General features: G+C 59.7%; 20 protein-coding genes. 4 read left to right on the forward strand and 16 right to left on the reverse strand.

Going from position 1 to position 26378, the window contains the following annotated elements:
* Nucleotides 1-13: 13 nt before the first annotated feature.
* Nucleotides 14-307, forward strand: coding sequence for a metal-binding protein (locus HY795_09045; GenBank protein ID MBI4805368.1), 294 nt, complete (start codon nucleotides 14-16; stop codon nucleotides 305-307).
* 114 nt (nucleotides 308-421) lie between these two features.
* Here HY795_09045 and HY795_09050 read toward each other — a convergent pair whose 3' ends face one another.
* The 7 genes from HY795_09050 to aprB form a co-directional block, all read right to left on the reverse strand.
* The gene (locus HY795_09050; GenBank protein MBI4805369.1) at nucleotides 422-1870 is read right to left on the reverse strand and encodes an FAD-dependent oxidoreductase; all 1449 of its coding nucleotides are present in this window, start codon (nucleotides 1868-1870) and stop codon (nucleotides 422-424) included.
* A gap of 230 nt (nucleotides 1871-2100) precedes the next feature.
* Nucleotides 2101-2763, reverse strand: a complete 663-nt coding sequence (locus HY795_09055; GenBank protein MBI4805370.1) for a hypothetical protein — start codon at nucleotides 2761-2763, stop codon at nucleotides 2101-2103.
* A gap of 14 nt (nucleotides 2764-2777) precedes the next feature.
* Complete coding sequence (qmoC, locus tag HY795_09060; GenBank protein MBI4805371.1) at nucleotides 2778-3983, reverse strand: quinone-interacting membrane-bound oxidoreductase complex subunit QmoC; 1206 nt, start codon at nucleotides 3981-3983, stop codon at nucleotides 2778-2780.
* Between the two features lie 12 nt (nucleotides 3984-3995).
* Complete coding sequence (locus tag HY795_09065; GenBank protein ID MBI4805372.1) at nucleotides 3996-6308, reverse strand: hydrogenase iron-sulfur subunit; 2313 nt, start codon at nucleotides 6306-6308, stop codon at nucleotides 3996-3998.
* 6 nt (nucleotides 6309-6314) lie between these two features.
* Complete coding sequence (locus HY795_09070) at nucleotides 6315-7562, reverse strand: CoB--CoM heterodisulfide reductase iron-sulfur subunit A family protein (GenBank protein ID MBI4805373.1); 1248 nt, start codon at nucleotides 7560-7562, stop codon at nucleotides 6315-6317.
* Between the two features lie 159 nt (nucleotides 7563-7721).
* Entirely contained in the window at nucleotides 7722-9719 is a 1998-nt protein-coding gene (locus HY795_09075) for an adenylyl-sulfate reductase subunit alpha (GenBank protein ID MBI4805374.1), read from the reverse strand.
* 43 nt (nucleotides 9720-9762) lie between these two features.
* The gene (gene aprB, locus HY795_09080) at nucleotides 9763-10257 is read right to left on the reverse strand and encodes an adenylyl-sulfate reductase subunit beta (protein MBI4805375.1); all 495 of its coding nucleotides are present in this window, start codon (nucleotides 10255-10257) and stop codon (nucleotides 9763-9765) included.
* 469 nt (nucleotides 10258-10726) lie between these two features.
* Here aprB and HY795_09085 point away from each other — a divergent pair, with 469 nt between their 5' ends.
* The gene (locus HY795_09085; GenBank protein ID MBI4805376.1) at nucleotides 10727-12271 is read left to right on the forward strand and encodes a PAS domain S-box protein; all 1545 of its coding nucleotides are present in this window, start codon (nucleotides 10727-10729) and stop codon (nucleotides 12269-12271) included.
* Entirely contained in the window at nucleotides 12264-13130 is an 867-nt protein-coding gene (locus tag HY795_09090) for a diguanylate cyclase (protein ID MBI4805377.1), read from the forward strand. Before HY795_09085 ends, HY795_09090 begins: the two co-directional genes overlap by 8 nt.
* A 279-nt stretch (nucleotides 13131-13409) precedes the next feature.
* On the opposite strand, the gene HY795_09095 is transcribed toward HY795_09090, so the two are convergent.
* The 9 genes from HY795_09095 to HY795_09135 all read right to left on the reverse strand — a co-directional run bounded on the left by HY795_09095 (nucleotide 13410) and on the right by HY795_09135 (nucleotide 23434).
* Nucleotides 13410-15347: a SurA N-terminal domain-containing protein gene (locus tag HY795_09095; GenBank protein MBI4805378.1), complete on the reverse strand. Its 1938-nt coding sequence runs from the start codon at nucleotides 15345-15347 to the stop codon at nucleotides 13410-13412.
* Nucleotides 15348-15445: 98 nt separating this feature from the next.
* Nucleotides 15446-17362, reverse strand: coding sequence for an aconitate hydratase (locus tag HY795_09100; GenBank protein ID MBI4805379.1), 1917 nt, complete (start codon nucleotides 17360-17362; stop codon nucleotides 15446-15448).
* 147 nt (nucleotides 17363-17509) lie between these two features.
* A complete protein-coding gene (locus HY795_09105) occupies nucleotides 17510-17752 on the reverse strand; it encodes a hypothetical protein (protein MBI4805380.1) in 243 nt (80 codons plus the stop codon).
* A 136-nt stretch (nucleotides 17753-17888) separates the two neighbouring features.
* The gene (sat, locus tag HY795_09110; GenBank protein MBI4805381.1) at nucleotides 17889-19199 is read right to left on the reverse strand and encodes a sulfate adenylyltransferase; all 1311 of its coding nucleotides are present in this window, start codon (nucleotides 19197-19199) and stop codon (nucleotides 17889-17891) included.
* A 302-nt stretch (nucleotides 19200-19501) separates the two neighbouring features.
* A complete protein-coding gene (locus tag HY795_09115) occupies nucleotides 19502-20110 on the reverse strand; it encodes a nitroreductase family protein (GenBank protein ID MBI4805382.1) in 609 nt (202 codons plus the stop codon).
* A 60-nt stretch (nucleotides 20111-20170) separates the two neighbouring features.
* Complete coding sequence (locus HY795_09120; GenBank protein MBI4805383.1) at nucleotides 20171-20656, reverse strand: YfcE family phosphodiesterase; 486 nt, start codon at nucleotides 20654-20656, stop codon at nucleotides 20171-20173.
* A gap of 4 nt (nucleotides 20657-20660) precedes the next feature.
* Entirely contained in the window at nucleotides 20661-21287 is a 627-nt protein-coding gene (locus HY795_09125) for an HD domain-containing protein (protein MBI4805384.1), read from the reverse strand.
* Between the two features lie 158 nt (nucleotides 21288-21445).
* Nucleotides 21446-22810, reverse strand: coding sequence for a TolC family protein (locus HY795_09130; protein MBI4805385.1), 1365 nt, complete (start codon nucleotides 22808-22810; stop codon nucleotides 21446-21448).
* A gap of 231 nt (nucleotides 22811-23041) precedes the next feature.
* Nucleotides 23042-23434, reverse strand: coding sequence for a 3D domain-containing protein (locus HY795_09135; protein MBI4805386.1), 393 nt, complete (start codon nucleotides 23432-23434; stop codon nucleotides 23042-23044).
* Nucleotides 23435-23738: 304 nt separating this feature from the next.
* Here HY795_09135 and polA point away from each other — a divergent pair, with 304 nt between their 5' ends.
* Nucleotides 23739-26369: a DNA polymerase I gene (gene polA, locus HY795_09140; protein ID MBI4805387.1), complete on the forward strand. Its 2631-nt coding sequence runs from the start codon at nucleotides 23739-23741 to the stop codon at nucleotides 26367-26369.
* Nucleotides 26370-26378: the final 9 nt, after the last annotated feature.

Raw genomic sequence — 26378 nt, forward strand, 5'->3', positions numbered from 1 at the left:
GAGAGTTAGCATCATGGTTCAGCAATCCGCGTGCCAGGCTTCGCACTCCTTCTTTCAGAACAGGTCCTGCAGATACTTCCCGTGCCATTCCGGAGCCGATACGACGCACTTCAACTGCCTTTTCTGTTACTGCCCGCTCTATTTCCTGGAAGACTGCGGCGGCGACTTCGAAATGCTGGGAGGCATAAAGGACTGCAGCAAGTGTTTGAAGCCGCATGCATTCGACGGATATGAACGTACCGTAGGGCGTTTGAAGGAAGAACTGGAGAAACGGCGGGAGATATACCGCGAAGATCAGGAACGCTAGCCAGCCGCGAAGCAACACGGGATTCCAAAGGGCACGCGCCCTTTGGCCGCCGGAGGCTTCCCCAACAACAAACCAAAGAGGCAAACCTTCTCAGCTCGCCCCCACCTAACAAACTTAGCCGCAGGCCCGTCCCTTCAGCCCGAACACCAGCTTCAGTATCTTGGGGGCCACTCCGTCGAAAATCTTGGGGGCCAGGAACTCGCCTGCCACCCGTTTGCTTATCTCTCCCAAGGTCGGATACGGGTGCACGGCCTGGGCAAGAGCCGAAAGTTTCACCCCTCCCGCCAATGCGGCTATCCATTCGCAGAGCAGGTCCCCTGCCCTCGATCCAAGGATCTGGACGCCAACCACCTTTTCCTTACCGTCAACCAGCATCTTGATGAGACCTTCAGGCGTGCCGTCCGCCTGGGCCCGGTCGTTGTCTTCGAAACGCTGGACATGCGGTGTAACCGCGATGCCAGCCTTGGCTGCGGCAGCCTCGGTCAGCCCCACGGTGGCAAGTTCCGGTTCGCAGTAGGTTGCCTTGGGCATCAGGGTGTAATCCGTCTTTCGTGGGAGCCTGGCCACCGCGTTGGTCAGGGCCACACCGCCCTCGTATCCGGCCGCGTGGGTGAAGAGCCATTTGCCCAAGATGTCTCCTGCCGCGAAAATGTTGTCAGCAGTGGTGCGCAGCCTGGAGTCAGTGGGAATCCCCTTTTCAGTATAGGCCACGCCTGCCTTTTCCAGCTTGAGCCCGGCAACGTTGGGGCTTCGGCCCATGGCCACCAAAAGAAATTTTGCCGAAGCGACAGCCTCTTCCCCGGAAGCCAGAGAATAGCCCACGTGCCTGAGCCCGTAGGACACGCTGGCGAATCTGGCTTTGGCCCCGGTAATCACCGTGACCCCTTCGGCTTCCAGGCGCTGGCGCACCAATGCAGCCATATCCGGGTCCTCGCCGGAGAGGAGCTGATCGGAACGCTGCACCATGGTCACGGAGCTGCCCAGGCGCTGGAATGCCTGGGCCATTTCCACGGCCATGGCCCCACCGCCAAGGATCAGCAGGGATTCGGGAAGTTCGTCCAAGGAGAACAGGCTCTTGTTGGTAAGGTGCGGGGTATGGCGCAAGCCCGGAATGTCGGGGATGGCAGGCGAGGACCCCGTGGCCACGATCCAGCGGTCGGCCGAGACTGTCTTTCCGTTCAGGCTCACCGCATGCTCGTCCACGAACTCGGGCGAGCCGAATTCCACCTTGGCACCAAGCGAGCAAAAACGTTCCGGTGAATCGTGGAGCTGGATATGTTCGATGACCTGGCGGATTCTGGCCTTTATCTTACTGAAATCAACAGGCGGCAACTCCATGTCCGGCAGGCCCCAGCGCGAAGACGTGAGCATGCGATGGCGCAGGTTGGCCGAGGCGATGAGCGTTTTGGAAGGCACGCAGCCGTAGTGCAGGCAATCCCCGCCAAGTGCCGGCCCCTTTTCAATAAGGAGTACCTTGGCACCAAGGCGCGCCCCGCCAGCCACGGCCGTAAGACCCGCCGCTCCCCCTCCAATCACTCCCAGATCATAATCATACGTCGCCATTGTCCGGCTCCCTTACTGATGAAACTCGCCCCATTAAGCATGCGTCGGCCTTCCTGTCCATCCTGGAAGAATTCCGACTTCCGCTGTTACCCTCCTCATTTGGCTCTCCTTGTCTTTCATCACTCGCCCGACGTAGTTTCGCTCCACTATTTCCAGAGTGCATTGCATAAACATAAAAAAGGCCGCCCGTTGCCGGGCGGCCTTCTCATCACAGGCGTCCGCCTGATTTTCTACCAATCGGACTTGGTGAAGCTGTCTTCCACGCCGAAGTCCACAACCGGCTCGGGGGCAGCGGCAGGAGCACCGCCAGCGGCAGGAGCGCCGCCGCCGGCCACGGTCACGACGCCGTGCTTCTTCACGTCCTCGATCATCTTCAGAAGCTCATCCACCTTGCCGATGTACTCTTCGACCTTGGCCAGGGGAGCCACGAGAATCTTCTCGCTGTCCTTCTGGGCGGAATCCTCGAAGCGCTTCACCGAGGCTTCGGCGGCCTTCAGCTTGGCTTCCACGTCGATCAGGGTGGCGGTCTTGGCGGCCAGTTCAGCCTTCACTTTGGCGAGCTCTTCAGCCTGGGTTTCAGCGACGGTCTTGTATTCGGCCAGCTTGACGAACAGGGCGTTGATCTCGCCCATGGTCTCGGCAGGCAGCTTGGGCACGGACACGTTCTTGCCGGCGGAAGCCAGCTGGTTGGCGCTCATGGCGATCACTTCGGGATGCTGCTCATAGATCCACGCCTTGGCGATGGCGCCGGCGAAAGGAGCCAACTCCTCGTCAACGACTGTGTCGGCCATGTAGCTCACCAGCTCAACCACGCCCTTCTTCTGGCCTTCCTTGTCCACGCCCTTCAAGTACGACATGAAGGTGTTCATCGGGAAAACTTTCGTCTCAGCCATGGGAGTTCCTCCTCTTAGATCTCGAAAACTTTGTCTTCAACGCGCGAAAGCGGAAGCCTTCCGCTCATGCGCGCATACACCAGGGCCGTTGTGCGATACACCAGGTGCCCGAGCTTGGACCAGGGCAGGTAGGCGAACAGCATAAACACACTGATCAGATGCAGATAGTACATGGGGTAGGCCAGTCCGGCCACGCCAGCCAGGCGCAGCACGAACGCGCCGGTGCCGGTGACGAACACCGCCCAGACCACGCCCAGCAGATACCAGTCGTAGAAGCTCGATCCGGACTTCTGGGAGTCCTGGTTCAGCCGGCGGCGGGTGAGCATGGTCAGGCCATAGAGGCCAAGCGCCATGCCGGCCACGGCCAGCAGTTTCACCGGGCTGTAGAGCGGCATGGGGGTGTCGCCCAGGGAGTGCAGCCAGTGGAATCCAGGGACCTTGGAGCCCCAGTGGGACACCGCGACGACGCCGGTGACGATGGCCAGGGCCACGAAGGCGAAGACCAGTGTCCAGTGCCCCTTGAAGCGCTCGGTGTTGTCTTTTCCGCAGTCGTTCCACTTGCGGTGGGTAAGTATCTCGTCGCGCACCACGTCGATGATGGCCTGGACGAGGGTGGGCTTTTCCACCTGCTGACCGATGTTGAAGGTTTCCGGCAGGCTCTTGAACGAGTTCCACATGTTCATGACACCCTTATAGAAGCTCCATCCCATGAAAATGAATACCAGGATGAACAGGGGGTCGATGGTGTAGTCGCCGGGGTAGAGCTTGCCGAACTTGATCTCGCCCTGGGGAATGCTGAAACCGCCCTGGGTTATCAGCCAGATAACGGCGAAGAGAACGGCCGGGATGGCGATCAGGATGGGCAAGCCCTTGGAGGAGCTCATCCATTCGCCAATGCAGGCCGGGCCCACCAGCTTGCGGTAGGTCATGTTGCGGATGGCGGCCAGAGTGTCGCCAGGCCGGGCGCCGCGGGGACAGAGGTCCGAGCAGGTGCCGCAGTTGTGGCACAGCCACACGTCAATGTCGTTCATGAGCTTGTCTTTGAGGCCCCACTGCGCCCAGACCATCTCCTTGCGGGGATATGGGTTCTCGGACGGAGACAGAGGGCAGGCCACGGAGCAGGTGGCGCACTGATAGCACTTCTTGACGGACTCGCCGCCAGATGCCTGCAGCTCCCTGACAAAGCTCGGATCGGGTAGGATCCGGACCGGAGAAGACATAAGCAGGGCCTCCTAGTATCCTTTGAACGGGTTGGGACCCAATTTCGTGATCATTTTCATGAAGTCGTCGATCAGGTCGGGCACGGTGTCGTACTCGTCAATGGACACCTGGAGCTGGTCAACGCGTTCGGCTTCAACGCCCAGGCGGTTGAGCGACTCGGAGATGTTCTCCTTGCGGCGGTTGCACAGCTCGGAACCCTTGACGAAGTGGCACTGGTAGTCGTCGCCGTACTTGCAGCCGAGCAGCATCACGCCGTCGATGCCCTTGGACATGGCGTCGGCCACCCAGATGGCGTTGACCGAACCCAGGCAGCGCACCGGAATGACACGCACGTAGGGACTCCAGGCTTTCTTGCGCATGGCGGCCATGTCGAGCGCCGGGTAGGCGTCGTTCTCGCAGGCCAGGATGAGCACGCGGGGGCCGCCCACGTCCATCTTCGGGGGCACCTGCATCTCGCGGATCATGGAGCCGATCATGTCGATGTTGTAGTTGTCGAAGCTGATGACGCGCTCGGGACAGGCGCCCATGCAGGTGCCGCAGCGGCGGCAGCGCGTGGGATTGGGCATCGGGGTGCCCTTGGGATCGTCATCGAGAGCGCCGAACGGACATTCCTCGGTGCAGCGTTTGCACTGGGTGCAACGCACGAAGTTGAACACCGGGTAGCTGCGGTCGCCGGAGCGCGGGTGCACCGCGACGCCCTTGTTGGCGCTGGACACGCACTGGATGGCCTTGAGCGCGGCGCCCATGGCGTCGTCGCCAGCCAGAGCCAGCCCCATGGGCTGGCGCACCGCGCCGGCGGCGTAGATGCCGGTGCGGCGGGTTTCGTAGGGGAAGCAGATGTAGTTGGAATCCGCATACCCTTCGAAGAGCCCCAGGTCCGGGAAGGCCAGACCCTGGCGATACTCCAGATTGATCACCGGGCTGTGCGCCGTGGTGGGCACCAACGCGGTGGGCAGAACCACCAGGTCGGCCTCGATCTCAATGGACTCGCCCAGCAGGGTGTTGGCCATTGTGATGATCACGGAGCCGCCCGAACCGGATTTGACGCCCTTGATGTCGGCCTTGCTGAGCATGATGCCCGGCTTGTCCTGGGCGGCCTTGTAGTAGCGCTCGTTGATGCCTGGCACCATCATGTGGTCGTAGAAGATGTAGGCCGCGGCCTCGGGGTTCTTCTCGACCACATAGTTGGCCTGCTTGAGCGCCACCAGGGTGGACAGCTCGGAGGACAAGGCCAGATGGCGCTGGGATTCCAGGTCGCAGAAAGGAGCCGGACCGGCCTCCTCTCCTTCGGCAGGAGCCTCGGCTGCCTGCGCCGGGGGATCCTGCGGGGCGTCGCCTTCCTTGTCGCACTCCAGGGCCACGTCGGCCGGACAGGCCACTGTGGTGCACAGGGAGGTGTTAAGCAGGAAAGCAACGCTCTTGGGCACCTTATTGTCGGAAGGACGGGTGATAGCGCCGCCCTTGGCCATCTTTTCGAGCTCGGCGGTGGTGATCACGTTCTTGATCTCGCCGTAACCCAGGGGTTCCAGGTACTTGGTGTCACCCGGGTCCCAACCCGTGGCCAGGACCATGGAACCGATGTCCAGGGTCTGGCCGTTGGAGAGCTCGGCCTTGTACTGGCCGGGCGCACCGGAGAACTTCTCCAGGATGGTGCCGGTCAGAATTGTGACCTTCTTGTTGTCCTTCACCTGGGCAATGAGCTTGTCCAGGCCCGTTTCCTGAGCCTCGGTGTAGGGATAGCTCAGGGGGAAGGTTTTGTAGAAGTTGGCCACCTTGCCGCCCAGGGCATCGGCCTTTTCCACCAGGACCACGTCGTAGCCCAGGGAGGCTGCGGCATTGGCCGCGTTCAAGCCGGTCCAGCCGCCACCCAGAACCATGATGGTCTTGCAGGTTTCGGCCACCTCGGGGTTTGGAATGTTGGATTTGGTGAGCTTCACCACACCCATGAGGGCGTATTCCGTGCAGATAAGCTGCATGTCGTCGATGCCCTTGGCCTTTTCCAGCTCACCGGTCACCTTGTCGAAGGACCAAACGCCCTGCTCGCGCAGGTTGACCCTCTCCACCTGGACCTTGTCTCCGAAGGTGAACACGTCCCACTTGGAGCGGGGCGAGCAGGCGCAGAGGCACACGGCATCAAGCCCGGCCTCGGCGATGTCGGCCTCGATGGCCGCCTTTCCTTCAGGAGAGCACAGCACGGGGTGGGTTTTGATGACCGGGCACTGCGGCTGGTACTTATTCTTCACCGCTGTGCACACTGCGTCCATATCGACGGCTTCGCCTATGCCGCAGCCGCCGCAGACGTACACGCCTATTTTCTCGGCCATGAATCCTTACCTCCCCGCAACCGTTTGTATGGCCTTGAGCGCGGCGCCCGTGGCCGCCTGGGCCGAGCGCATCACGTCCAAGGGCAGCTTGGCGCAGCCCGTGGCAATAATCCCGGAACCCTCTGCACCTATGAAGAAGCCTTCCTCATCACGGGGCGCGTTCACGGCCACTGCCTCACCAGCCGATGAGGGCTGCATGCCGGTGGCCAAGACCACCAGATCGAATTCCTCGATGTTCTTGATGCCGGAGTCGACATTTTCCACCGTGGCCAGCACCTTGCCGGACGGGGATTCGACCAGTTCGGCCACCTTGCCCTTAACCAGCGACAGCTTGCCGTCAGCGGAAACCTTCTCCAGGAACTTCTGGTAGCGGCCAGGGGTGCGAAGGTCGATGTAATATATGGTGACCAGCGCCTCGGGCACCCGCTCGCGAACATAGGTGGCCTGCTTGAGGCTGGCCATGCAGCAGATGTAGGAGCAGTAGTTCAGGTGGTTCTCGTCGCGCGAACCGGCGCACTGCACAAACGCGATGCGCTTGGGCACGGCCTTGTCGGACGGGCGCAGCAGGAGCCCGCCGGTGGGGCCGTTGGGCGCGCACAGCCGCTCCATCTGCATGTTGGAGATGACGTTCTTTAACTTGCCCGCGCCCAGGTTCTCCAGCTTGGACATATCGTAGGGCTTCCAGCCGGTGGCCTCCACGATGGCGCCGACCTTGAAGGTCTGGGAGCGCTCCTGGTCGGCCAGATCGATCGCGCCATACTTGCACGAGGCTTCGATCTTCTTGGCCTCAGCCTCTGAGCAACGGTTCTTCTCGAACACGTAGCGCATGGGGAAGGAGAAGATGTTGGGCCTAAACGCCACTTTGCGCTCGCCAAGTCCCAGATCGAACTCGCAGGGCACCATGGTTTCGGCCGCCTCGGCGCAGTCGTTGCACGCAGTGCACTTCTCGTTGACGTGGCGAGGCTTGATGGAAACGGTCACGTCGAAGTCGCCGGGCTTGCCGGAGACCTTGGTGACAGAAGCCATGGTGAGCACTTTCACGTTAGGATTGTTGCGGATGCGCTGGAACTGAATCTCCAGTCCGCAGGATGGGGGGCAGAGCTTTGGGAAATATTGGTTGAGCTGCGCCACCCGCCCACCAAGATAGGGATTTTTTTCCACGAGGATGACCTCGTAGCCCATTTCGGCGGCCTCCAGGGCAGCGGTGATGCCGCTGAATCCCCCCCCGACCACCAGTATCGCGTTGCCAGACATTGACACCTCCCTGCTCGGATTTGACCTTTCACGGTCAAACGGCCTGATCCGGGACGCCTCGCCCCGGCGCGCCCCGGATCAGACCGTTTGGGACAAACGGCCGGCTTCCGGCTTGAAAAACGGCCGCGGGCAAGAGCCCGCGGCCGTGCTTGGTCCGACTTAGGCGTCGGGGATGATCTTGATGTAAGGACGCTTGAAGACCTTGGTCTCGCGGGTGGCAGGGTCGTACTTCGAGTTCACGAAGCACTTCCACTTGCTGTCGTCCAGGCCCGGGAAGTCACCACGGTAGTAGAAGCCGGGGTAACGGGACTCTTCACGGAAGGCGATGTGCTGCATGTGCATGCGAACGGTCCACAGGCGGTGGAACTGCTCCCAGCAGCGCATCAGTTCGTGCAGGTCGCGGGCGGCCAGCTTCTTGGAGTCCTCTTCCAGCATGGCCAGCAGCTTGAAGCCGGTGCCCAGCAGGGAAGCGGAGGTGGTGTACAGGGTGCCAACGCCTCCGCCGTACTCGTCGGAGCACTTCACGAGGCGCATCATGAAGTTCTTGGGAGAGATGAACTTCGGGTTGACGATGGGGTCGGTGGAGATGCCCTTGTTCTCTTCGAAGGTATACCAAGGCTGGTAGATTTCCTTCTTCAGATCAGCGGCCTTCTCTTTGATAGCGGGCTTGAAGTCCTTGTGGTCAACACACCAGCGCACCATCTGCTTGCCGACGATGCGGCCTTCAGCGTGGGAGCCGGAGGAGAACTTGTGGCCCGAGGCGCCAACGCCGTCAGCGCAGGTCCAGAGGCCGTTAACGGTGGTCATACGGTTGTAGACCTTACCGTTGTCAGCTTTGACCTTGTACTCGTCGGGAACCCACGGCTCGTCGGGACCGGAGGCCCAGATGCCGCAGCAGCCGGAGTGGGAGCCGAGCAGGTAAGGCTCGGTGGGCATGATCTCGGAGCCGGACTTCTCAGGCTCGATGTTCATGGCGGCCCACAGGTTGGCCTGGCCAACGCACATGTCGAGGAAGTCTTCCCACGCCTCGGACTCGAGGTGCTTCTGCTGCTCGGCATTCAGGTTGGCGAAGGTGGCCTGCAGAGCGCCCGCGGTGTCCATGTAGATGGGGCCGCGGCCGGCGCGCATTTCGGCGAGCATCATGTGGTTACGCAGGCAGGTCGGGATAACGTGACCCTTGGCGTAGCCGCGATCCTCGTAGGGCTTCAGCATGGCGCGGTTGGTGGCGCAGTAGTCTTCACCCTTGGAGTTGGTGGCTTTGGCCTTGAACAGCAGGAACCAGGCGCCGACCGGTCCGTAACCGTCCTTGAAGCGGGCGGGGACGAAGCGGTTTTCCATCATGGTCATCTCAGCACCGGCCTGAGCGCACATGGTGTAGGTGGAACCGGCGTTCCAAACGGGGTACCAGGCGCGGCCCATACCCTCGCCAGTGGAGCGGGGCTTGTACACGTTCACCGCGCCGCCGCAGGCTACGACCATGGCGTTGCAGGTGAAGATGTAGACCTTGTTCTCGCGGGTGGAGAAGCCCACGGCGCCGGCGATGCGGTTGGGGGTGTTGGCGTCAAGCAGCAGCTTAACGATGAACACGCGCTCCATGTAGCGGTCCTGGCCAAGGGCGTTCTTCGCGGCTTCAGCCACGATGCACTTGTAGGACTCACCGTTGATCATGATCTGCCAGCGGCCGGAGCGGACGGGCTCGGCGCCGGTGCGCAGGGACTTGCCAGCGGCCTTGGACTGGGCGCCGTCAAGGTTGTGGCCGTGCTCGTCCTTGGTCCAGCAGGGCAGGCCCCACTCCTCGAACAGGTGCACGGAGTCGTCAACGTGACGGCCCAGGTCGAAGATCAAGTCTTCGCGGACGATGCCCATCAGGTCGGTGCGGACCATGCGGACGTAGTCGTCGGCGTTGTTCTTGCCCAGGTAGGTATTGATGGCGGAGAGGCCCTGAGCCACGGCGCCGGAACGCTCGAGGGAGGCCTTGTCCAACAGCATCAGCGACAGGTTGCCGCCGACCTTGTCCATCCAGCGCACGGCCTCATAAGCGGTGCCGCAGGTGCCCATGCCGCCGCCAACCAGCAGCATGTCCACGTATTTTTCGACGATTTCCGGTTCGGCGAGGGCAACGCCCTTCGCCTCTTCTTTCATGGGAATACGGGGCATTTCGCGTGCTCCTTATATTCTTGTGGTTGCGCGTCGGTTCCGCTTATTTGCAGAAGCCATCCAGCCAGCACTGTTCGGTGCCCGCGTCGGCGATGGGGGCCTTCTCGCTGATGGCCACCTGGGGCACTGCCAGATCCCAGGTCTCGGTGAAGAGCTTCTCGTCATCCAGGCTACCGGGCTCGGGCTTGCCATCATAGGGCTTGATGGAGCCTTCAGGGGTGGTCCGGATGGGGAACTTGAAGCGCTTGGCGTTGCCGTTGCGGAACTTGACGGTCCACATGATGGAGTCAGCGGAACGCATGGGAATGCAAACGCCGCCCATGGGTGCGAAGTCGGCATAGGGCCTGGCTTCGATGGCGCCCTGAGGGCAAATCTTGACGCAGGAGTAGCACTCCCAGCAAGCCTCGGGTTCCTGGTTGAAGGCCTTCATTTCCGCCGGGTCGAGGATCATCAGATCGTTGGGGCAAATGTACATGCAGGCGGTTTTCTCGCCGCCCTTGCACCCGTCACATTTGCTCGGATCGACAAAGGTAGGCATACCACGTCCTCCACGCTAGTTTGATGGTTGATTCCTGTTTTCCCACACCACAAAACGATAAACGCAGCCCAGACCCCGAAGGGAAAAAGACGCCCGGCCAGACGAATGAAACGTCACAAGCCGGGCGGCAGATCATGCCGGGCTATACGCGGAAACGGCGAACGCGGCAAAGGCTCGCAAGCGAAGGATGAATTGACCCCACACGAAACTTTTCCGCCCCACCGTAAACCTCCTACTCCTGAGCCACCGGGACCGGCGGCTTGTGAGGAATGTAACGAGACCACGCCCCATCGTCAAGCCGAAAGTGAAATAAATTACAAAAGAACTAAAAAGCTGAAATCTTTATGAATATTACCCACAAAGGGTAGATCTATACAAGGATGGAAGGTTCGCCGGAATTGATTACCACTCCCCAGCTTCAGTGGCAAGGGTTTCTTCTTGAACTGGCCTTTCCTCCTTGCCTTCCGCGATGATTGAAGCCATACAGCCCTTTGTGAACATCCAGGACATGGCCACCGGAAGCGTTGAGAACCACCTTGCCGCCCTACTCGAGGCTGCAGTGGACGCCATCGTTATCATGGGGGCGGACAGGCGTGTTAAGGTTTTCTCAAATGCCGCTGAAAGGCTCTTCGGGTATGCTGCCCACGAAGTCGTCGGGCAAAACGTCAACATGCTTATGCCCGAGCCCTACCATTCGAATCACGACCGCTACGTCAAACGCCATATCGATACCGGCGAGAAGCACATCATCGGCATCGGCCGGGAGGTCGTAGCCAAACGCAAGGACGGCAGCGTTTTCCCCGCCTATCTCTCCGTGGGCGAAGGCACTTCCGAGGAAGGGCTTTTTTTCGTCGGCATCCTTCACGACCTTTCCCGAGAAAAAGACACCTTCCGCCGGGTACGTGAACTGGCGGCCATCGTCGATTCCACAGGTGACGCAGTGATCGGTAAAACGCTGGACGGGGTCGTCACCTATTGGAACAGTGGCGCGGAGGAACTCTACGGGTACACCGCGGCTGAAGCGATCGGCCGCCACGTTGCCGAACTTATCGTACCCGCCGAGAAACACGATGAGCTTGAACAGATTCACCAGGGCATCCTCAGGGGCCAGGGAGTCGCCCGCATCGATACAGTCCGTCAAAGCAAGTCCGGTCAGCGCCTCATGGTTTCGCTGACCATCTCTCCCATCCTGGACGCGGACGGAAAGGTCATCGGAGCTTCAGCCATAGCCCGGGACATCACCTCCAGGCGCATGGCTGAAAAGGCCCAGGCCGAGGCCCGCCACGCTGCCGAGGAATCCAACCGGATCAAGACCGATTTTTTGAGCATTGTTTCCCATGAACTCCGAACCCCGCTCACCATAATCCTGGGGAACGTGTCTCTGCTGACTGACCACCAGAACATGCCTGACCCAACTGAGGCCGCCGAGATCGCACAGGACATTGAAGAAAGCGCCAATCGCCTTTTGAGTCTCATTAATGATCTTCTGGATATATCAGATATGGAAGCCGGCCAGGCGAAATTAAGGCTGACCCCAGTCCGAGCTGACGATCTGGTCCAAGAGGTGGTTCAAACGGCCGAGTCCTTCGCCGCATCCAAGGATATTGTCGTCACGTCCTACTCCGAACCGCTTGAACTCATGGCCGACCCTTTGCGGCTCAAGCAGGCCCTGCTCAACCTGGTGGACAATGCCGTGAAATTCACGGACGCGGGAACCATCACCATCGGGGTGGAGAAAACCGGAAACAACGCCCTTTTCGCAGTGAGCGACACGGGGGAAGGGATTTCTGACGACGGAATTTCACGCATATTCGACGCGTTTCACCAAGCCGACACCTCCAGTACCCGCAAGGCGCAGGGGACCGGCCTAGGCCTGACCATTGTGAAACGGATCGTGGAACTGCACGGCGGAGTACTCAACGTGGAGAGCGAGCCTGGCAAGGGGAGTACCTTCTACATCGCTCTGCCCCTTACCCCGAGAGATACTCGAGAGGACTCCGAGACCGATGCCTGACAAGATATTGATCGTTGACGACAGCAACATGGTCCGCAAAACGCTCAGAAGGCATCTGGCCCGCGAGGACGTGCAGCTCGAAGAGGCGGTGGACGGCCAGGACGCCCTGGAAAAGACCGCCACGTTTCTTCCGGATCTCATGGTATTGGACGTTATGATGCCGCGTCTGGACGGCATAGAAGTAGCCAAGCGCGTCAAGGCCGACCCGAGATTTTCCCACATCTACATCATAATGCTCACGGCCATGCGTGAAGTCCAGGACGAGGTGAAGGGCCTCGACAGTGGCGCCGACGACTACGTCACCAAGCCCTTCAACTCCGAGACCCTCATGGCCCGCATCCATCGCGGGTTGCGCCTCTCCAAGGAGAAAAGCGCCGCCACGCGTGATCCCTTGACCGGCCTCGGCAACCGGCGGGCCTTCGATGCGTCCCTGGCCCACGAGCTGGCCCGGGTACAACGCTCTGGCAGTCCGCTGTCGCTCATCATGTGCGACATCGACCACTTCAAAAAGGTCAACGACTCCTTGGGCCATGAAACAGGCGATCTGGTCCTCAAGGAACTCGCTGAGATCATCAAGATCAATTGCAGGGAGCTGGACGTACCGGCCCGCTTCGGAGGTGAGGAATTCGTCATACTCTTGCCGGATACCACCCTTGAGGGGGCCGCGCTCGCTGCCGAGCGCCTGCGGGCCGCTGTGGAAACCCACGCATTTCCTGGGGCTGGACATGTGACCGTGAGTCTGGGAGTAGCGCAGGCGTCAGGAAACTCCGAAAATCTTGTAAAAGAATCCGACCAGGCCATGTATGCTGCCAAGCAGAGCGGCCGGAACCGGGTTTGCGTCGCACAACCGGTTCCCTAAAAGCTTTTCTCCCTGCTTCTCATTGAGCGAAGAAGCTCAATGCGTCATTTATCGCTTCGCAAAAAACCGCCAGATCACGCCTTCGACAACGTCCCACTTTCCTAACTCTTATTGAAACTGGACGCGCTTATTCTGTGCGCGTACGTGGCGTATACACATCGCGAGAGTCCTCACTGGCATTTGGCCTGCCCCTGTCTCATTGAAAACAAACCAATGCGCCCTGTCCAAAAAAAGAAGCGGCCGTTAGGCCGCTTCTTCTCATGCGCATGTTCGATGGAATTAAGATTTTCCCCCAGTCAGCTCCTGTGGAAGAGCCGCCGGCCCCAAGATGTCCTTGTTCACGATTTTAACGGGCATCTTTTCCAGCAGATACTGCATGTAGCTTCTGAGCAACTGCTCCTGCTGGAACGGCATGGCCTGGGCCATAATGCGGGATTTGTCGCGCTGCCACTCGGCATCCGTGGGGAAGGTCTTGCCCTTGAGCTTGGCTACGACGAATCCGCTGACCACCGCATAAGAACCGGGAAGCCACCCGGGCTCTTTGGCTGAGAACGCGGCTTCGGCCAAGGCTGGGGCCTGGCCCAACTCCTGTATGGCACCCTGGCGGCCAAAAGGCTCTGAAGCCTTGAACTTGCCCTTGTACTCCTGCTCGACCTTGGCCTGGCCTTCGGGAGTCTTGAGCATTTCGGCCACTTCCTTGGCCTTGGCTTCGGCAAGCTTGAGGGTTTCGTCCGCCAGAATATCGTTCTTTACGGTTTCCGCCACGATTTCCAGGGCGGGAATGTTCTCAGGCTTCACCTCGAGCACCTTGGCCAGAACGAATCCTTCGCCGGAGGTCATGGCCTGAGGCACAGGCTTGCCGGCCTGCTGCGCGAAAAGCAGGGTCAGGGCCTCGGGATTGAGATTCAGGTCCAGGGGCGGACGCTGACGGCTGAAGAACTCGGATGTCTTGGAGGTAAGCCCCTTGCTCTGGGCAAGCTTGGAAATATCCCCGCCGCCAATAAGCTCTTCAAGTAACTGATCCACAGTCTTGCCCAGGGTCTCGGCGGCCTTGTCCTCGGCCATCTCGCGCTTGATGTCTTCCTTGGCCTCGTCAAAGGGAGAAACTCCCTCGGCCTTTTTGTCCACCACCTGGATCACATGCACCCCGTACTGGGTACGCACCACCCCGGAGACCTCGCCCTTCTTCAGGGCAAAGGCAGCCTGCTCAAATTCGGGGACCATTGTTCCTTTGCCGAACCAGCCCAGGTCGCCGCCGGTGACGGCGGGCTGTCCTTGAGTCGAAAGAACCTTGTCCAGGGCTTCGCCCTTACGCAGACGCGCCGACAAATCAGCCAGACGCTTCTCTGCAACCTTGACGTCCTCGGGTTTGGCGTCCTGGGCAAGAAGGACGAGCAAGTGGTTGGCCTTGACCATGTCCGGATGTTTGAATTTGTCCGGGTTGGAGTCGTAGTAGGCCTTGGCCTCCTGGTCGGATACGAGCTTGGGATCAGCAAGAGCCGCCGGGGACAGCTCCAGATACTCGATCTTGGCTTCGGCAGGCCGCTTGTATTTTTCTTTGGAGGACTCGTAGACTTCCTTGATGCGCTCATCCGTGATGCTCACCTGGGAAGCGAATTCCCTGGCCGGGAAGGACAAGAAGTCCACCACGGCTTTCTCCTGGGAGAAATTATAAATGGAGCGCACCTCGCCGGGCGTGACGTACACCGGCAGGATGGAATAGAGCACCATCTTCTCGTAGAGCAGATCGCGCTTCTGGTCGCTCTCGAAGTTCTCGGGGTTCAAACCAACGGACTTGAGCTTTTCCTTGTACAGTTCGTAGTCAAACTGTCCCTTGTCGTTCTGGAAGGCGGGGACGCGGGCGATCTCCGCCTGGAGCTCAGCCTGGGACACGGCCACTCCCAGCTTCTCGGCCTGGTCGAAAATGAGCTGACGGCCAACCATCTGCATGAGCACCTGGCTCTTGAAGCCGAAGCGCTCCAGATCCTCCTTGGTCAAGGAGGGATTCTGGGCCTGGGCCTGACGCAGGGCTCCCTCGTATTCGGAGAAGAAGTCCTTGGCCAGAATGGGCTTTTCCCCCACATAGGCCAGCACGCCGCCCACGGACCGCTGGTCCTTGAACGAATAGATGCCGAAGAACACGAACACGGCGATAATGGCGCCGAAGATGGCCTTGATGAACCAGGACTGGGAGTGTTGCCGGAGAATATCCAACATATTTAGGGGCTCCTTGGGAACGTATAGCAAACCGTGGCAAAAAACGGCGGCCAGAGGGAAAGACCTCCGGCCGCCGCAAGCGGGTATCGCGGCTTTTGTTAGCGGCCGCCCACGGTATTGAGCAAACCGCCGGACAAAATAATCTCCAGCTCGTTCGCGGTCAAATCATTTGTGAGCTTGACTTTGAGCTTTCCGTTCACAATGGCCTCCACCGGTTTACCCGGCTTTATCTTGGCCACGGGGATGGAAAAGTCAGCCCCTTGAGACACTTTGTCGTAGTCGGCCTTGTCCACAAAAAGAAGCGGCAGAATGCCGAAGTTCACCAGATTGGCGCGGTGGATTCTGGCCAGGCTTTTTACAATCACCGCCTTGACGCCCAGGTGCCGGGGCCCAAGCGCCGCATGCTCGCGCGAGGAACCCTGCCCGTAGTTCTCACCGCCAACGATCACGCCGCCGTCCATCCCCTTGATGCGGGCCACAAACTCCTTGTCCACGTTGGTGAACAGGTATTCCGAGATGGCCGGGATGTTGGAGCGCAGGCTCATGATGTGGGTGCCGCCCGGCAGGATGTGGTCGGTGGTGATGTCGTCGCCCACTTTGAGAGCCGCCTTGGCCGCCACCGTATCCGGAGTTTTTCCGAAGCGCGACAAGGGAGCGATGTTTGGTCCGCGCCTGATTTCAACCTTGGAGCCATCCGCCGGCGGGAACACGAAGAGATGCCTGATGGACGGAACCTTCTTGGGCATGGCCACCTTGGCCGGGGGCGTTCCCCAGGTGGCCGGGTCCGTGAATTCACCCTTCAGGGCCGCCATAGCCGCAGTCTGGGGGCTCACCAGGTACACCTTGGCGTCCTGGGTGCCGCTGCGGCCCTCGAAGTTGCGGTTGAAGGTACGCGCGGAAACGCCGCCAGATGTGGGCGAGCCGCCATACCCCAGGCAAGGGCCGCAGGTGCATTCGAGAATGCGCGCCCCGGCGTCCAGATAGACCTGCAGCAGGTTCTCGTCCGCAAGCATCTTGAGGACCTGCTTGGAGCCGGGAGAGATGAACAGGTCCGTCTCGGGCTTCACCCGCTGCCCTTTTAGCATCAGGGCCACGGTCTTTAAATCCGAGTAGGACGAGTTGGTGCAGGAGCCGATGGCGGACTGGTCGACCTTGAGCCCGGCCAAGCTTTTGATTGTAGCCATGCGGTCGGGCATGTGGGGCTGGGCGGCCAGGGGAACGAGCTTGGAAAGATCGATAACGATCTCCTCGTCGTACTTTGCGGAGGGATCGGCCTTGAGCTGCGTATAGTCTTCCGGACGCCCCATGGCCGTGAAGAACTTTTTGGTAACCGCGTCGGACGGGAACAGGGAACCGGTGGCTCCGAGCTCCGCGCCCATGTTGGTAATGGTGGCGCGTTCCGGCACGGACAAGGTGGCCACGCCTGGCCCGGCGTACTCGAACACCTTCCCAACCCCGCCCTTCACCGTGAGCATGCCCAGCAAGTGGAGGATGATGTCCTTGGCAGTGGCCCAGCCGGTAAGCTCGCCCTCAAGCTGGACCTTAACGACCTTGGGCATGGTGATGTAGTAGGGCTCGCCGGCCATGGCCAGGGCCACCGAGAGTCCTCCCGCGCCCATGGACAGGCAGCCCACTCCCCCAGCCGTGGGGGTGTGGGAATCAGAACCGATAAGGGTCTTGCCAGGCTTGGCGAAATTCTCCAAATGCAGCTGGTGGCAGATGCCGGTTCCCGGAGGGGAGAACACGGCCCCATACTTGGCTGCCACGGTGCGAAGGAACTGGTGGTCGTCCGGATTCCGGAATCCTTGCTGCATGGTGTTGTGGTCAACATAGCTCACGGAGAGCTCTGTGGCCACCCGCGGCACTCCTATGGCCTCGAACTGGAGCCAGGCCATGGTGCCGGTGGCATCCTGGGTGAGGGTCTGGTCGATTTTAAGGCCGATTTCGGAACCGGTCTTCATTTTCCCGCTCACCAAGTGGGCGGCGATAATCTTCTGAGTGATGTTCTTGCCCATGGTCGTCCTCATGTAATCGTGAAAGTTGGGCCATGTGCCCCGTCTTTACAAAAGATGTCAAGGAGAGCACCCCTGCCGGCCTCCCAAACGTCACTCTGGAAGATTCAGGTCGGCCGGGTACACGCCGAGATTCTTCGGATGGAGGGTCTAGTCGCTGAAGCGCAACCTCTTGATCTTGCCCTGTCGGTACTGGATTTCAAAATCCAACCGAAGCTTTTCCTGCTGCGCGGTGTGAATTTCCAAGTTACGGAATATTCCCTTGGCCGGGTCCTCTTCGGCCCGCAAGGCCCGAATGCGCTCCATGGTTTCCGCCAACTGCTTTTCAAAATCCGCAATTTCAGCCTCAACAAGTGCGATCTCGTCGCTCATACAATGCTCCTGCGAAATCATCAGCGATGGCGGCCCCCAGACTTCTGTAACACCGGTGTGGCCGCCGGGGCCTTCATACTGCCAAATCCTCGAACATCCAACAAAAAAGGGAGGCGCCATGCGGCGCCTCCCCGGGTTCGGCGTAAGCCGAAATCGTCTATTTCTGCTTGGCGTGGTCGCCGGAGGCGGCGCGCTGCATCTTGACCTCGACCTTCTCGGTCAGGCCTTCGTAGTAGGTGCGCAGAATGGCCAGGCACTCGTCGCGACCGAAGTGGTCAGGAATGGCTTCGCCTTCGGAGAGCATCTTGCGCAGCTTGGTGCCGGACAGGATGACGCGGTCTTCCTTGGCGTGCGGGCAGGTGCGCAGGGAGGCCATGCCGTCGCACTTGAAGCAGTAGAAGGTCCAGTCGATGTTCATGTTCTGGCAGAGCAGAGCCTTGCCAGGGGCAACGGCGCAGGCGGCCTCGGGGGTCGCGTACGGGATGCGCTTGAAGATCTCCTGAGCCTCGAACATGCCGTAGAAGTCGCCGACGCCGGCGTGGTCGCGGCCGATGATCATGTTGTTGATGCCGAAGTTCTGGCGGAAGGTGGCGTGCAGCAGGCCTTCGCGGGGACCGGCGTAACGCATATCCAGGGGGTAGCCGGCCTGGATGACGTGGTCCTTCACGAAATAGTGCTCGACCAGGGTGTCGATGGCCTTCACGCGCACGTCGGCCGGAATGTCGCCAGGCTTCAGGTTGCCGATGAGGGAGTGGATGACCACGCCGTCGCACACTTCAACGGCGATCTTGGCCAGGAACTCGTGGGAGCGGTGCATGGGGTTGCGCAGCTGCAGAGCGGCGACCTTCTGCCAGCCCTTCTTGTCCATCTCGGCGCGCAGTTCGGCGGGGCGCTTGTAGATACCCTTGTACTTGTCGGGGTAGTTGCTCTCGGAGAGCACCTTCACGTTGCCGGCCAGGCTCACGGGCTTCTGGTTCATGACCATCTGAACGCCGGGGTGATCCTTCAGAGCGGTCTCCCAGAACACGTCGTCGGCGGAGTCGGGGCCGGCGCCCTTGAACACCTGGTAGCACTCCCACTTCTTCTCTTCTTCGGTGAGGGTGTACTTCTCGGTGACGGTGATGATGGCCATCATCTCGCCCTTCTCGGACTCGAGGGCCACTTCCTGGCCGACGTTGATGCCGGCGGCATCTTCAGCGGACACGGAGAGGGTAACAGGCACGGGCCAGAAGGTGCCGTCGGTCAGGGTCATCTTCTCGCACACGGACTTCCAGTCGGCCTTGCCCATGAAGAAGGTAATGGGCGAGAATCCGCCGATACCCATCATGATCAAGTCGCCCTTCTCACGGTTGGAGATGATGACCTTCTTCAGTCCGGCGGCCTTCTTCAGGGCCTCTTCGCGCTCGGCGCCTTCCAGAAGACAAATTGTGAGGCCTTTGCCACCATGCGGGGGAACCAGTCTGGACATGTTCGTTTCCTCTCCTTTTACGGATAGTGTGGTTTCTCGAGTTGCCGCCCCGGCCGAGACACGGCCGCCCATACGCCCGGCGTCTTGGGACTCCGGGACACCCTATGATAAAAAATTCACGTGGAGTGATTTATTGTGAAAAAAATGACTCTTTGTCAAGCCACTCCATTCATCCTGAGAGATCATGTGCTAACAGAAAGCCTGCGTTTTGCACAGTGACAATACGGCTTCATCGGCCGAAACCTTTTCAGCCGCGCACCATGCTGCGAGCATCGCCCCGGCACAAGGAACATCCCGTTAGCCTAGATCAGAATGTCTTCCAGGCTTTTGCGAGGCCGCGGCTCCGGATTCTCGCCGGGGTAACCAACGGCAAGAAGAGCCACGACGCCGAGGCTGTCCGGCAACCCCAGGCGTTCTTTAATCAGCTCCTCGTCCAATCGTCCTATCCACGTGGTCCCAAGCCCCAGCTCCACGGCCCGGAGCATCATGGCGGACATGGCGATGGCCAGGTTGAGCCCGGCCGCACCCTTGAGCACCGCCTTCGGCCCTTCCTCGGCGGGCTTGAGGTACGATTCGTTTACATCCTCGGCGAACTCCGGGGACATGAGCCCCGCTTCGCGCAGGGCTCGGATCGTGGCCCGTGAGTCGCACAGGTAGGCGGAGGTATCAACGCAGCACACGATCACGGCTCCAGCCCTGCCCACCCAGCGTTGCTCGGCAGTGGCCGGACCGCCGAACCATTCAATTTCTGAACTCCCCGTGACCAGTCGGAAACGCCAGGGCTGAGAATTGCACCCGGACGGAGAAAGTCTTGCGGCCTCGATGAGCTCCATGAGGCTTTCGCGGCTGACCGCCTCGCTGGTGAATTTTCGAATGGAACGGCGCTTGGCTATGGCGTCCTTGACAGTCATCTTCCGGCTCCCGCCTGTTACTAAATGATAAAAGAGACCAGGCCTCAAACGGGAATATCCTCACCCCTGCAGGGTGAAGCAACGAAACTCGACCTCAATGTTATCGCCCAGGCGAACGTAGGCCATGCACGGTTTTTCGTGCGACAGACTGCCAGGGTTCACCACGAGTGTATCCCCGAGCTGCAATTTGGTCTGGCGATGGGTGTGGCCGAAAAGTATCAGATCGAAACCCGGTCCGAACGCTTCGGGCAGCCTGGCCGGAAGCGACGGCCTGTCTCCCCAGCCATGGGCCACGCCAATGGTCTTCCCGGCGAGATTGAGCCTCAACATGCTCGGCAGTTCCTGGCTCACGCGCCAGTCGCAACAATTGCCGGCCACGCCGTGGAAATTGGGATGGTTTTGGGCCATGAAATCGTGAAGGGCTAAACCTGTCGTGTCCCCGCAATGGATCAGCGCGTCGGCGTGGCGCAGATGTTCGTCGAAAAACCTCTTGAACCAATCCGAAGGGCCGTCCAGATGCGTGTCCGATATCACCGCCAAAAGCACCCTGCTACTCCTTGCCGTTCTTGCGTTCCCACCAGCATGCATCCGGGCCCAGGAACCACCAGTCGGTATGGTCGGTGGTCATGATGGCCTGGGCCACCTCGCGCCCCTGGGGAGTGCGCAGGCGGCCAAGAGCGCAGTCCAACCATTTTTTCGCGTAGACGTTGCCCAGGTCCAGCGCCTCCTTGAGGTTCACCATCAGGTCCAGCTGGTCGGCGTCCTGGGCCAGCATGGCCTCAAGGGACTGGGCACTCTCCAGCTCGTCGTGCAGTTCCAGGACAGGCTGGGAAAGACCGGTACCCTTGAGGCCGTCGGCCAGGGCGCGGCGGGAATCCTGGGTATTGTAGAGCTTGTTGACGTAATTGAAGTCCCCGGTGCGGGCCTCGTGAATGTCGTGGAACAGGCAGAGAAGAACGGTCTGCGCCGCGTCGGCCCCGGCCATCTTGGCCAAGGAATACCCTATAACCGCTGTTCCGAACGAATGCTCGGCCACGTTTTCCGAGCCGGACCCCAAGAACTGATATCCCGTGCGCGGCGTACGCCTGAGCATGCTCACTTCAAAGAAGAAATCTGCCAACCGGGTCAGGCGGTCCCTGCCGGTCATGTCCACCGTTGAAACCGAATCCTTGTTCATGATGCCATCCTAAAAAACTGTGCGGCCTCTGGCGAAGCCGCATTTTTTTCTTAATCCAGATGCCCCCGGAATGCGAGCGTCTTTGGCACAGGGAGGAAAACGAAAGCGGGGTATGCCAATGACATACCCCGCTTCTTTGTCAGAATGCGATTGCCCGCTCAGGAGTCGAGCTTCAGGTTCTTGCGCCCGATGGAATAGTAGATGTTCGCGATGGCGATCTGGTAATCTGTAAGTGCCTGGGTGAGCTGGAACTCGGCTCTGGAAACGCGGGCCTGGGCGTCAAGAACGTCGGTGTTGGTGCCTACCTGAGCCTGGTAGCGCGCCACGGCCATGCGGTAGCCCTCGGCCGCCGCGGCGAGGCCGGTCTTGGCCACGGCGATGCGCTTGGCCGCGTCCTGAATGTTCAGGTACTGGGTTTTCACCTCCGCGCCCACGTCCAGACGCAGTTTGGCCAAATCGGCCTGCAGTTTCTTCACATTATCCGTGGCCTGGCGGTAGCTGAAAACGGTTTTGCCCCAATCCCAGGCCGTCCAGGTGAGAGAGAGCTGGAACTGATGCCGTTCCACATAAGCGCTCGAGCTCGAAGAGCTAATATGATCGCGAAGGGTGAGCGTGTCACCCTGGCGGATGTAGTCGTAGTTGGCCGTGACCTGAGGCAGCCCGGCGCTCATGGCGATGGTTGCATCCTTCCCGGCCATCTCCACGGATTTCACAGCGATGGCTATATCCGGACGCTCCTTGTAGGCCTCATCCAGGGCTTGCTGCAGCGTCAGCTTGAAAGGGATCTGGGAGAGTTCGCCCAAGTAATCCACAGGCTGCTCAAGTGGAATATTGAGAAACGCGTTGAGCTGGGCCAACTGGATGTCCACGGAGTTCTGGGCAGCCAGCAGAGCCTGCTCGGCGCTGGCCAGGTCGGACTCGGCCTGCAGCACGTCGAGCCTGGGACGCAGGCCCACGTCGTAGAAGGCCCTGGTCACCTTGAGCTGCGACTCCAGACGGGCAACGGAGTCGGCGTTCGATTTCACGTCCGCCCGAGCTTTTAATAATGTAAGAAACGCGGTCTGAACCGACCGCATCAGGGTGAGCTCGGTGCGCTTGTACAGCGATTCGGATTGGTCTTTGGCCAGTTTGGATTTTTGATACGTCGACAGCAGGCGAAACCCGGTGAAAAGCGGTTGGCTGACGTTTAAGTCCAACGTGGCAAAAAGAGAGGGGTCATACCAGCGGGTGCTCACGCCAGTTACGGTTGTACCATTGACGGTTTGCGACACTGTGAACGGAAACCGCGACGTGCTCGACGTCGCCGTATAGTTCACCGTTCCCTTGGCGGCAAACGCCGCTGCGGAGGCATACACGCCTTCCTGGGCGCCGAAAATCTGCTGTTTGGCGGACTGCATCTGCGGGTTGGCCTCAAGAGCGCGTAGGACGGATTTTTCCAGGTCCATACGCGGAGACTCCTGGGCAAGTGCCTGGGGCGCGGCGGCAGCGATGCACAACGCCAAGGCCAGGGAGCGGAGTATCATGGAGTACCTCCGGAGTATCGCTTTCATGGGAAACAGACGTCGCTCCCCATAGAGTCAATAGTCCTCAATTTTTAAGCGCCGGTTACTCGCGGCGTCAATGCTGAAACTGATGGTTGGCGACCAAAGCGTTGCCTAAGCCGGCACGGGTATAACCAAGTTCTCAACTGTTGAAAAGAGCAAAAAAAATCAGGGGCCGGGGCCCCTGACTGTGCTGGCATGTACTTAGGCTTCCTAAACGTCGAGCAGCACCACTTCTATCTGCTTCTTTCCAAACTGCAGTGCACGGTCCTGATCATTCATGTAGATGTCCACGCTCTTGGTTTTACTGTTGCCCATCAGATCCGTGATGACGAATACCCCATGATTTTTGATGTAGACCTTCTTTCCGAAGACCCATCCTTGATGGAACAGATCGCGGGAGACGGCCACAACACCCTCTTTGGGTTTGCTGAGTGACGCGGTGAGCAGCACTTGCTCAGGGGACGTCCTAAGTTCCACGGAGGTATAGGCGGTAACGGTAAGCATTTTGTTGGGAATGGGATCGGCTATCTTGGAGAGGTTGGCCATAACCACCATGCGAAGCAAAGTGGATTCGTCCCGGACCTTTTCCATTTCGAGACGCAAGTCGCATTTTTCATTCTCAACTGACGACAAAACAGATTCCAAGTGGACTGTTTCTTGACGGTAATGATAGGCTCCGAAAGCTAAACATGCCAGCAGTACGATATTAATGCATCTTATCATAGTAACCTCCAACAACGCGTCGCACCCTCTCGAGGGTTTCTCCCCAAGACAGATGAACACGCCAGGGTTTGTGATGGTAGCTCGAGTAGCAGATCACGATGGGGCATGCAACCTTTATTTCGTACACGGGTCCCGGTTGCGAGAGCGCGGCTAACCCGTTAAAAGACCAGAAAAAGGACCCCTCATGCCCCTGCGGGACCGACTCCCCCCCGGCGCCGAGCCGCTCATTCTTATCGATGGAACCTCTTACATATACAGAGGGTTTTATGCGTTCGGCGATCTTTCCCGTTCCGACGGATTTCCCACCAACGCTCTGTACATAGTTCTCAGATTGGCGCTCAGAATATTGCGTGAAGAACGCCCGCGCCATGTTGCCTTTGTGGTGGATGGACGCGGGCCTTCTTTTCGAGCCGGTCTTTTCCCCGCATATAAAGCGCAGCGGGAAAAAATGCCGGAGCCCCTGGCCCAGCAGATTGAACCCATCATGGAGGGCGTGAGGCTCCTTGGTTTCCCCGTGTTGCGGGAAGAAGGTGTGGAGGCCGACGACACCATCGCCAGCCTCGCTGCACGTTTTAAGCCCCGGGGACCCGTGGTCATAGTCGGCTCGGACAAGGACCTTCGCCAATGCCTGGACAATCAGGTGTTCCTCTGGGATCCCTCCGGAAAGCAGGAACGGTTCACCTCCCTTGCAGATTTCAAATCCGAATTTCCTCCCGGGCCATCCCATTGGCCCGACTACCAGGCCCTCATGGGCGATTCCAGCGACAACATCCCTGGGGTTCCCGGGGTCGGACCCAAGACAGCTTTTGAAATCGTAAACCAGTTTCCGAGCCTGGAGCAGCTCAAAAGTGGCATCGAGCAGATCAAGCCTGCCTGGCGAAAAAAGATCGAACCCCACCTGGAAGACCTTTTCCTTTATAGAGATCTCACTCGACTCAAACTTGACGCAGCCGAGGGCGTCACTCTCGAATCCCTGGCTGTGACCCCTGCCCCGCGCGACGTTGTCGCCGGCTTCCTTAATTCCTACGAGTTGCGCTCTCTCGTCCGGGAACTTCCCGCTGATGCTCCCTTGACCACCGCTGTTCCTGCACCTGCGGCTCCATTGCCCGGCAACGGAGGCCAACTTTCCCTTTTCGGAACTGAACCCAAGCCTACTCCTGAGCGATACACAGAGCCGCTGGACGCTCCAACGCCAATTGCCTCCCTCCCTCGTTTAGACGGCGAAAAGGTCGCACTGGTTCCATCCGATGGTATTTATTTCCTGGCAGTTCACGGGAGACAATGGGTTGTGGCAGCACCCGCAGGAGAGATCGCACCGCTGCTCGCCAAGGCCGAGCTGGTGGCAACACCATCTCTTAAAGATCTTCTCACGGCTGACAGCGCCTGGGAGGCCGTACCACTTGGGCTCTGGTTCGACTTAAGCCTCGCGGCCTACCTGTTAAGCCCAGAAGACCGAGTTTACACCTGGGACAGGCTTCTGGACGGACTCTGGTCCGACCCTGGGTTCAGCCCAGACGAAGTCCCTGGGGGTTCAAAAGGGCTGGCTTGCCTGGCTTTGGCCCGAAGGTTGGAGGATAGACTGGCGCAGGCCGGGCTCGATGAGCTGATGCATGAACTCGAACTTCCCCTTGTTCCCGTACTGGTCGATATGGAGCGGGCCGGTATAGGGATCGATAAAGCCGCGTTCGCCTTGTTTTCCCAGGAGGTGAACGCCAAGCTGGCCCAGCTCACCGAGCAGATGCACCGCCAGGCTGAAGTGCGCTTCAACATCCGCTCAAGCCAACAACTTGCAGACGTTCTCTACAACAGGCTCGGGCTCAAGGCTCCGGGCAAGACCCCCGGAGGCGCCGCCTCCACGTCCGCCGAGGTGCTGGAACGATTGGCTGGACAACATCCGCTTGTGGACTCCATCCTTGAGTTTCGCAAACTGGAAAAACTGCGTTCCACCTATTTGGACCCTCTCCCCGGACTTGCCGACGCCAACGACCGCATCCATTCCACGTTCAATCAGCTGGCCACTGCCACGGGCAGGCTTTCTTCCAGCGCCCCGAACCTCCAGAACATTCCTGCCCGAGGGGATTTGGGCCGACGCATGCGCGCACTGTTCACAGCAGCACCAAAGATGGTGCTCGCTTCGGCCGACTATTCCCAGATAGAGCTTCGGGTGCTGGCCCATTTTTCCCGTGACCAGGCGCTTTTGGAGGCATTTCGGCTAAACCAGGACATCCACTCCCGTACGGCCGCCCTTCTTTTCGACAGGCCCCAGGAAGCTATAACGCCTGAACAGCGCCGCCAAGCCAAAACCATCAACTTTGGGCTTCTTTATGGCATGGGGCCGCAGAAGCTCGGCCGTGAACTCGGCCTGAGCCTGAATGAAGCCAAGGATTTCATCCTCAAATATTTCGAGAGGCTTTCCGGACTAAAAGTTTACTACCAGTCCGTTGTGGACCAGGCCAAAGAGAAAGGGTACGTAATAACACTGGCAGGCAGAAGAAGACTTCTACCGGACATACGTTCCCGTAACACGCAACTCGAATCCCAGGCGCGCCGGCAAGCCATAAACACGGTCATCCAGGGCAGTGCCGCAGACATTATCAAGATGGCCATGCTTGCGGTGGCCAAAGATGAGACGCTGAAATCGCTCGGCGCGAGACTCATCCTCCAGGTGCATGACGAACTGGTTATCGAGGTGCCTGAGCAGCAAGGACCTGCTGCCGGCAATCGTCTTCTTGAACTCATGACCGGCGTGGTCGAATTGGACGTCCCCATCGTGGCCGACATGGGCGTGGGGCACGATTGGGGCGGAGCCCACTAACTCGAGGGT

The sequence above is a fragment of the Desulfovibrio sp. genome, from assembly GCA_016208105.1.
Classification (GTDB): domain Bacteria; phylum Desulfobacterota; class Desulfovibrionia; order Desulfovibrionales; family Desulfovibrionaceae; genus Fundidesulfovibrio.